The organism is Propionivibrio sp. (genome assembly GCF_016790145.1).
Taxonomy (GTDB): domain Bacteria; phylum Pseudomonadota; class Gammaproteobacteria; order Burkholderiales; family Rhodocyclaceae; genus Propionivibrio.
Genome location: NZ_JAEUOI010000046.1, coordinates 1 through 6,390 on the forward strand (window position 1 = coordinate 1; position 6,390 = coordinate 6,390).

At 51.1% G+C, this 6,390-nt stretch carries 5 protein-coding genes; all 5 read right to left on the minus strand.

Annotated elements, in window-relative coordinates; all coding sequences use genetic code 11:
• Positions 1 to 258 precede the first annotated feature (258 nt).
• Entirely contained in the window at positions 259 to 1,218 is a 960-nt protein-coding gene (locus JNM42_RS04220; RefSeq protein WP_294266658.1) for a polysaccharide deacetylase family protein, read from the minus strand.
• 4 nt (positions 1,219 to 1,222) lie between these two features.
• Positions 1,223 to 2,557: a putative O-glycosylation ligase, exosortase A system-associated gene (locus JNM42_RS04225; protein WP_294266661.1), complete on the minus strand. Its 1,335-nt coding sequence runs from the start codon at positions 2,555 to 2,557 to the stop codon at positions 1,223 to 1,225.
• Positions 2,550 to 3,926: an AMP-binding protein gene (locus JNM42_RS04230; protein ID WP_294266664.1), complete on the minus strand. Its 1,377-nt coding sequence runs from the start codon at positions 3,924 to 3,926 to the stop codon at positions 2,550 to 2,552. Before JNM42_RS04230 ends, JNM42_RS04225 begins: the two co-directional genes overlap by 8 nt.
• A gap of 9 nt (positions 3,927 to 3,935) precedes the next feature.
• A complete protein-coding gene (locus JNM42_RS04235; RefSeq protein WP_294266666.1) occupies positions 3,936 to 4,970 on the minus strand; it encodes a glycosyltransferase family 4 protein in 1,035 nt (344 codons plus the stop codon).
• Between the two features lie 278 nt (positions 4,971 to 5,248).
• A partial coding sequence (locus JNM42_RS04240) for a TIGR04063 family PEP-CTERM/XrtA system glycosyltransferase (RefSeq protein ID WP_294266668.1) occupies positions 5,249 to 6,390 on the minus strand: 1,142 nt, incomplete at its 5' end.

The following is a 6,390-nucleotide window of genomic DNA, read 5'->3' on the forward strand; positions in this document are numbered from 1 at the left end:
TCCAGCTATCCAGCGTTTGGCGTTATAGCACGGGATGACCACGGAAATACTCCGCGAACACGTTCTGCAGGGCGTAATACTATTTGTTTGCTGGTTGATCATTGGCAAAGCACCTGGTGCCCGAGTGGTATTGTGTTCGAAAATCGAAAGGTCAAAAAGTCGCTGAGCATGAACTGTGCTGAATGTAACAACGGGAAGTTTATTCAAACGTCGTGTCCGGATTTTCCTTTAGCTCTATGACTCAGGATTGGTAAGCGATCATGTTTGGTGAAGCTCATGACGGAGATTCATAAGAAGTCGTATTCCATATCGCCAACGCGCTGTATCCCATGGAGTAAATCTAGGCAACTGGAATAGGTCAGATGTAGAATCAGACGACCCCCAGTTTGTTGCTACGGCAGCGTCAAATCCCAATGCCTTTACCATTTCAACATGTTTATCAGAGTAGTCGCGGCCAAATTTACCATTTGGATAGGCAAAGACCCTTATTCGCTCTCCAAGGAGATTTCGAAGATAATCAGCACCCTCGGAGATTTCTCTGTGCGCTATTTTGTCGTCAATTGATGACAGAATTGGGTGGCTTACAGTGTGGGCACCGATGTCCATACCGGCATCTCGCAATTCAATGAGTTGCTTGCAAGAAAGCATCAAATCATTTGGCAGCACAGATGAAGAACACTCCGAAATTTGTCTGGTTGCATCTTCTCTTTGATTAGAAGGCAGATGCTTGACTGCGAGTAGCAAATGGTTCAGAGCTTCCCGTTTTTGTTCGATTGTCGTGATTTCCAGTTGACCAAGTCCAAGGAATTCACAATTAATTAAAGATGATTCCGCACCACGCACAGCTTCAATAATCGTGTCGTTCCACATTCTGCCACCATCAAGAAATCCGGTAGAAATGAAGAAAGTCGCATTCAAGCCGTGTTTTTTAAGAACAGGTGTGGCATTTACAAGATTATCGGCGTACCCATCGTCGAATGTGATTGCAGCAGTTCTTTCTGGCAACTCACCCAGCTTCATCCTTGCTACAGCGTCGCCAAGTGGAATTACGTTGAACCAATCCTTTAACCAGGCAAGAATCTGATCAAAACGTTGAATGTCTGGCAAATCAGGCAAAAGCGGATCCGGCACCGAAAGTACGCGGTGAAAAATAAGTATTGATAATCTGCCCCGCTTACCTGCGGGTGATGAAACCCGGAAAGCTTGTTTGAGAAACATGTTATTAATTATTCTGGTGCGTTCTATTTGTGGACGCCCCAACCAGTAAATTTGATCTTGATTTCCGGAGACCTGCATATTCCAGAAAAGGAATTGACGGCTCGCTTTCCCATGAGCGGTTCTCAACCCATTTTCGCGCCATTACCACAAGTACCATCATGATGTATGGCAGATCGAAGTATGAAAGACTCAAAAAAGCTCCACCCACTGCATAGGCAATCAAGCTAACCTGAACCATTGAACCCAAATTTGCAGCCCAGACCGCTTGAGGGATATGGCGAGCATTCGTACGCAACCAGGCGGCTGAACTGAATGTCGAAAGCCAAATCAGCAAAAAAAGGAATAGCCCACCAAATCCGTGATTGCCAAGAATCTGGAAATAAATACTATGTGCGGCGATCGGACCCCCACCGTTTCCGTAAAGCTGAAAAATGCCCGAATGCTGGTATGACATACCAGCACCAAAAAAATGATGTTTTGCAACCTCAGTGGCTACCCGCCAAGCATAAAGACGGCCCAGCGCCGATTCATCCTCATTATATTCGCTAATTGTATCCATACGTTGCCACCATTCCTCTGGCATCATTGGTAATAATGCAAACAAAGAGACGATGATTAACAACGTCATAGGGCCTTTGCGTGGACTTCGCCACCAAAACATAATGCCCATTGCCGCGATTGCGATTAACCCGCCACGTGAATGAGAACCAAGCGCAGAGGCTGCGCAAAGAAATATGGTCGCACTCACTCCATAACGTAGCCATTTGCTTGAAATTTGCATCTGCAGGAAATGTAAAAGGGGAATCGTCATTATCAGAGCTAACGCAAATTCATTATTGTCTTCGATGAATGAGTCTGGCGGACCCCATACGCGATAGCTTCCCCCATGCAGAATCGTGAAAATTCCTCCTTTTGCTCCCAAAATAGCTAGTGACCCTGTCGCAACCCATGCGAATGCAATCAAATGATGTTTGGTGTGCAGCAATGAAATTGCAATGAAGGTCATGAAAAAAATCTTCATGACCTTCGTCCATTGGTAATAATCGCCCTCGGAATCCACGCCCAAAAACCATGAGAGGGTTACCCATACGGTAAACACGGCGAAGATGGTGACCGGGGTGCCCTGGAATGGTGATTTACGTTCGCTGGTCATCAACATGCCAAGTAGAGTTACTGCTACAGAGATAGCCGCAAGGGGTGCATCATATGCGAAGCCCCAGGTAAATCGATGGGGGTTCATGACACTTAGCCATGTCCATAACATGATGCCTATCCAAGGCCTTCTGAGCGCCATGATTGACGCAATGGCCACGATCGAGACGATTAGAATGTCACGCATTGTGTGAATTATCGAATGGTTGGACTACATGACTGATCACGTAGCGAAATTTTCCTGAACGCTCTGCAGGGATGCTTTCGGGAAATTCGACATCGACCTGGACTTCCTCCCCCAACCGTTTACGAAAGCCTGTAGTCACGACATCCGAGAGGTACTTACGGTTGGCGCCGGCCTTGATTGCGAGCATGACCCGGATCAACAGCTTCGACTCCTGGACGATCTTGAAGGATTGGACCTCGGGCAGATCGCGTACAACGTAGATCAGCGCAAGTCCATGCATGAGCGTACCATCTGCGGCAATTACAAAGTCCGTGCTACGCCCCTGTATTTCTTTCAGGATGGGCAAGCTACGTCCACATGCGCAATGTTCTGTGCTTAAAGTGCCAATATCACCCGTTCGATAGCGGATAAAGGGGAAGTCGGATGTTGCGAGATGGGTTACCACGATCTCTCCCGTCACACCCGCCTGCTGCAACCTGCCCTGTTCATCGACGATCTCGACGATGATGTCTTCGGCCGTTATGTGCATTCCGCCGGATGGGCATTCGTGTGCAATAAAACCAGCATCCCGTCCGCCATAGCCGTTGGCTACCGGGCAGCCGAATGCAGTGGAGATGGTTTCACGCTGATACTCGTACAAGCGCTCTGAGGTACAGAACACGACCTTGACGCCCAGATTATTGAGGTGCACACCCCGCTTGTTGGCATGGGTGGCGATATGGCTGATCGCCGAGGGATAGCCAAAAAGCATTTTGGGGCGTCGTTCACGTATTCTGGCAACAAACTGATCCAGGTTGGGTTCGGACATCTGGAAAGCGGGCATGAGTTCGGTTCGCATGAGCTTGTCACGGATAGTCCGAATCCTGTCCTGCGTTCCCAACTCGATTGGCGATCCCCATACGACAATTTCCGTATCCCCTATATCGACATCCCACCAGCGGGTAGCTCGCCACTTGGCGGCGACATCATGGCTGACGCGTTCTTTGCCAATGAAGAAGATTAATGGCTCGCCGGAAGAGCCTCCGGTATTGAAACGTGCCAGTCCCCGCGCGACTTCAGACTTCATGCGCTCACCTTCGGTCCGGATGATAGCTTTGGTCAGAAGTGGTAGCTTCTGGAGATCGGCCAATGAATTGATAGCGTGCGGGTCAAAGCCCAGCCCTGAGAAATAGTCACGATAGTAGGGAACGTGTTTTCCCGCCTTCAAGAGCAGACTGCGCAAGCGTTCAAGACGGAATTGTTCAAGCTTTTCGGCCGGCCACCACTGGGAATCGTCCATGGTTTGGCGAATAGCCACTGTATCGTGCTTTTTCAGTTTTTCCTGGAAGGGAAAGAGGATGTTGGCTACCAGAGCCGTGTGGAGTCCCATGGCTATTCCTTAGGTCTGCAATCGAGTGGCATGGCTGGCTTTACCATAAACACCGGCAAGCAATGGCCAAACTCTCAGCCAGGTGTATTTCTGGACCTCAGCCAGACCGTTGATGACCAGTTTTTCAGACAAGGCTGAATCGTCCATCAACCTGAGTATTGCTTTAGCCATTTCTTCAGGAGATTTCGGTGGAACCAGCAAGGCTGTTAATTCATTATTGACGATAAACCTGACTCCACCCACATTTGTACTGACGACGGGGATGCCGCTCGCCAAAGCCTCCAGAACTGAATTGGGCATGTTATCAACGAGACTGGGATTGAGTGCAATGTCCGCCTTTCGATAGGCTTGCGCCATTGCGTCCCGATCCAGGCGACCGGCAAAGACAACGGCTCTGGAGAGGCCCAGGCTTTCACTTAGCTCAAGAAGCGACTGAGCCTGTGGTCCTGATCCAGCGATGGTCAGGGTGGCATCGGGATGCATTTTATAGACTACCGAGAAAGCACGGATTGCCGTTTCGTTGTCGTAAATGGGTTCAAGATTCCGCGCAACGAGCAGGTGGCGCCGGGTAGGGCGTTGAGGCGACGCGCTGTTGAAACGTGATAAGTCAACAATGTTGGGCACAATGGTAGCGGGCAGATCGAAGTGTTCAAAAACGGCTTTCAGGAAACCTGAGGGAACGACCAGTGCCGAGGACTGACGCATGGTTATACGTACCAACTTTGTGGACCTGGAGAGGAAAGACTCTGCCTCTCCGCCTCGATAATTGACGATTACCGGTGTGTTGCGAAGCTTCGCTATCCAGATTGCCGGCGCTGCGAATAGGTGCCATGACCAGCCTGAATTGGCCATGACATGCATGATGTGGAAGCGCCCTGTTTGTTGCCAGAGCGCGAAGAGATAAGGTACCAAGCGAAAAAGGGACCTGATGAACGGCAAACGGGAAACCCATTTCGGGCGATAGTCCGTATTAGTCTGTATGAGGGAGACCGTTAGCCCTTCGCTACGCAAAAGCTCGGCAAGTTGACGGGTTTGATTGGCCATGCCTCCGAATGGCGGTGGTAATGGACCAACAAGGCCAATGTGCATTGGAAATTGCATAGTTTGCTAACAGTCCGTCATGCTGAAACTGATGGTCAATGTCGACATTCCCGCGCAGGCGGGTTTGCATTGATTTACCAAAAAGGGGCTTCCTGCAAGGCATACCGGCTCTTCATTCCCTACGGTCAGATTCTGGGTCATGCCTGGTATCACTGACTTTGAACATCCATGATGATCAATCTGGCAGATTACCCGGTAGCGATGATAATCGATGCGCAAGGTCACGTCCGTCCATTCAACAGTCGGGAATAAGGTTCATGGTAGTTGGCCACACTGGTGGCCCAGTTACGTTCCTGTTCAACGAACTTCCGACCTGCCGCCCGCATCTCCATCCAATATTCGCGCTTGACCAGCAGTTTCATGATCGTTTCGGACAACGAGGTGGCGCTGCCGGCACGAAACAGCATGCCGGTCTCGCCATCGCGTATCAGTTCACGATGACCGCCCACATCGGAGGCTACCAGCAGGCGCCCCTGGGCCATCGCTTCGAGCGGTTTGAGTGGCGTCACGAGTTCAGTCAGTCGCATTGAGTGACGCGGGTAGGCCAGAACGTCGATCAGTTCGTAGTAGCGCTGGACTTCGTTGTGCGGTACGCGTCCCGTGAAAACAACCTTATCCTCAAGCCCGAGACGTTTTGCCTGCTCCTTGAGCGCCTGTTCCTGCGGACCACCACCGACGAGCAGTATGCGCACGTCGGGCAGATGGAAGAGAACAAGCGGAAGCGCATCGAGCAGAAGATCGAGGCCCTCGTACGCATAGAAGGAGCCAATGAAACCGACCACAGTGCAAGCCGACAAACCGAGTTGTTCCCTAAGCGCTTCGTCAGGAATGCCCCCGAAATCGAAAGACTCTATATCAACTGCGTTGGGAATGACTGTAATTTTCCCGGCCTGGATGCCGCGTGCGGCGATGTCAGAGCGCAGGCCTTCGCAGATGGTGAATACGTGGTCGGCCTGCTTGATCGCACGTGTTTCAAGTTTTCGGGTGGCACGGTAGCGCAGGCTTCCTTCAGTTGTGGTGCCGTGGTCTACTGCGGCATCCTCCCAGAAGGCACGGATTTCGTAGACGACGGGAATACCGAGCTTGCGCGCCACCTTGATGGCCGGGAAGGCATTGAGCACCGGCGAGTGGGCATGGATGATGTCTGGACGAACTTCGCTTGCCACTTCTTCAAGGCGCGTTTCGAGTTTGTTCATCAGCGCCAGTTCCTTGCCGACGGGGAGGCTTGCGAGCGTGCCACCGGCAACCGGGGTTCGGTAGAAGCGCAGGTCGTCAATGTCCTCGAAGGGAACCGTGGTCTCGCCTTGTTTCGGCGAGGTGAGATGAAAGGTTTCCCAGCCCAGCTTGCGCTGCTCACGCAGGA

Bases quoted from the DNA above. Each gene is read 5' to 3' on its own strand.
- JNM42_RS04225 (WP_294266661.1), bottom strand. From the start codon at position 2,557: ATGCGTGACATTCTAATCGTCTCGATCGTGGCCATTGCGTCAATCATG.
- JNM42_RS04220 (WP_294266658.1), bottom strand. From the start codon at position 1,218: ATGTTTCTCAAACAAGCTTTCCGGGTTTCATCACCCGCAGGTAAGCGG.
- JNM42_RS04230 (WP_294266664.1), bottom strand. From the start codon at position 3,926: ATGGGACTCCACACGGCTCTGGTAGCCAACATCCTCTTTCCCTTCCAG.
- JNM42_RS04235 (WP_294266666.1), bottom strand. From the start codon at position 4,970: ATGGCCAATCAAACCCGTCAACTTGCCGAGCTTTTGCGTAGCGAAGGG.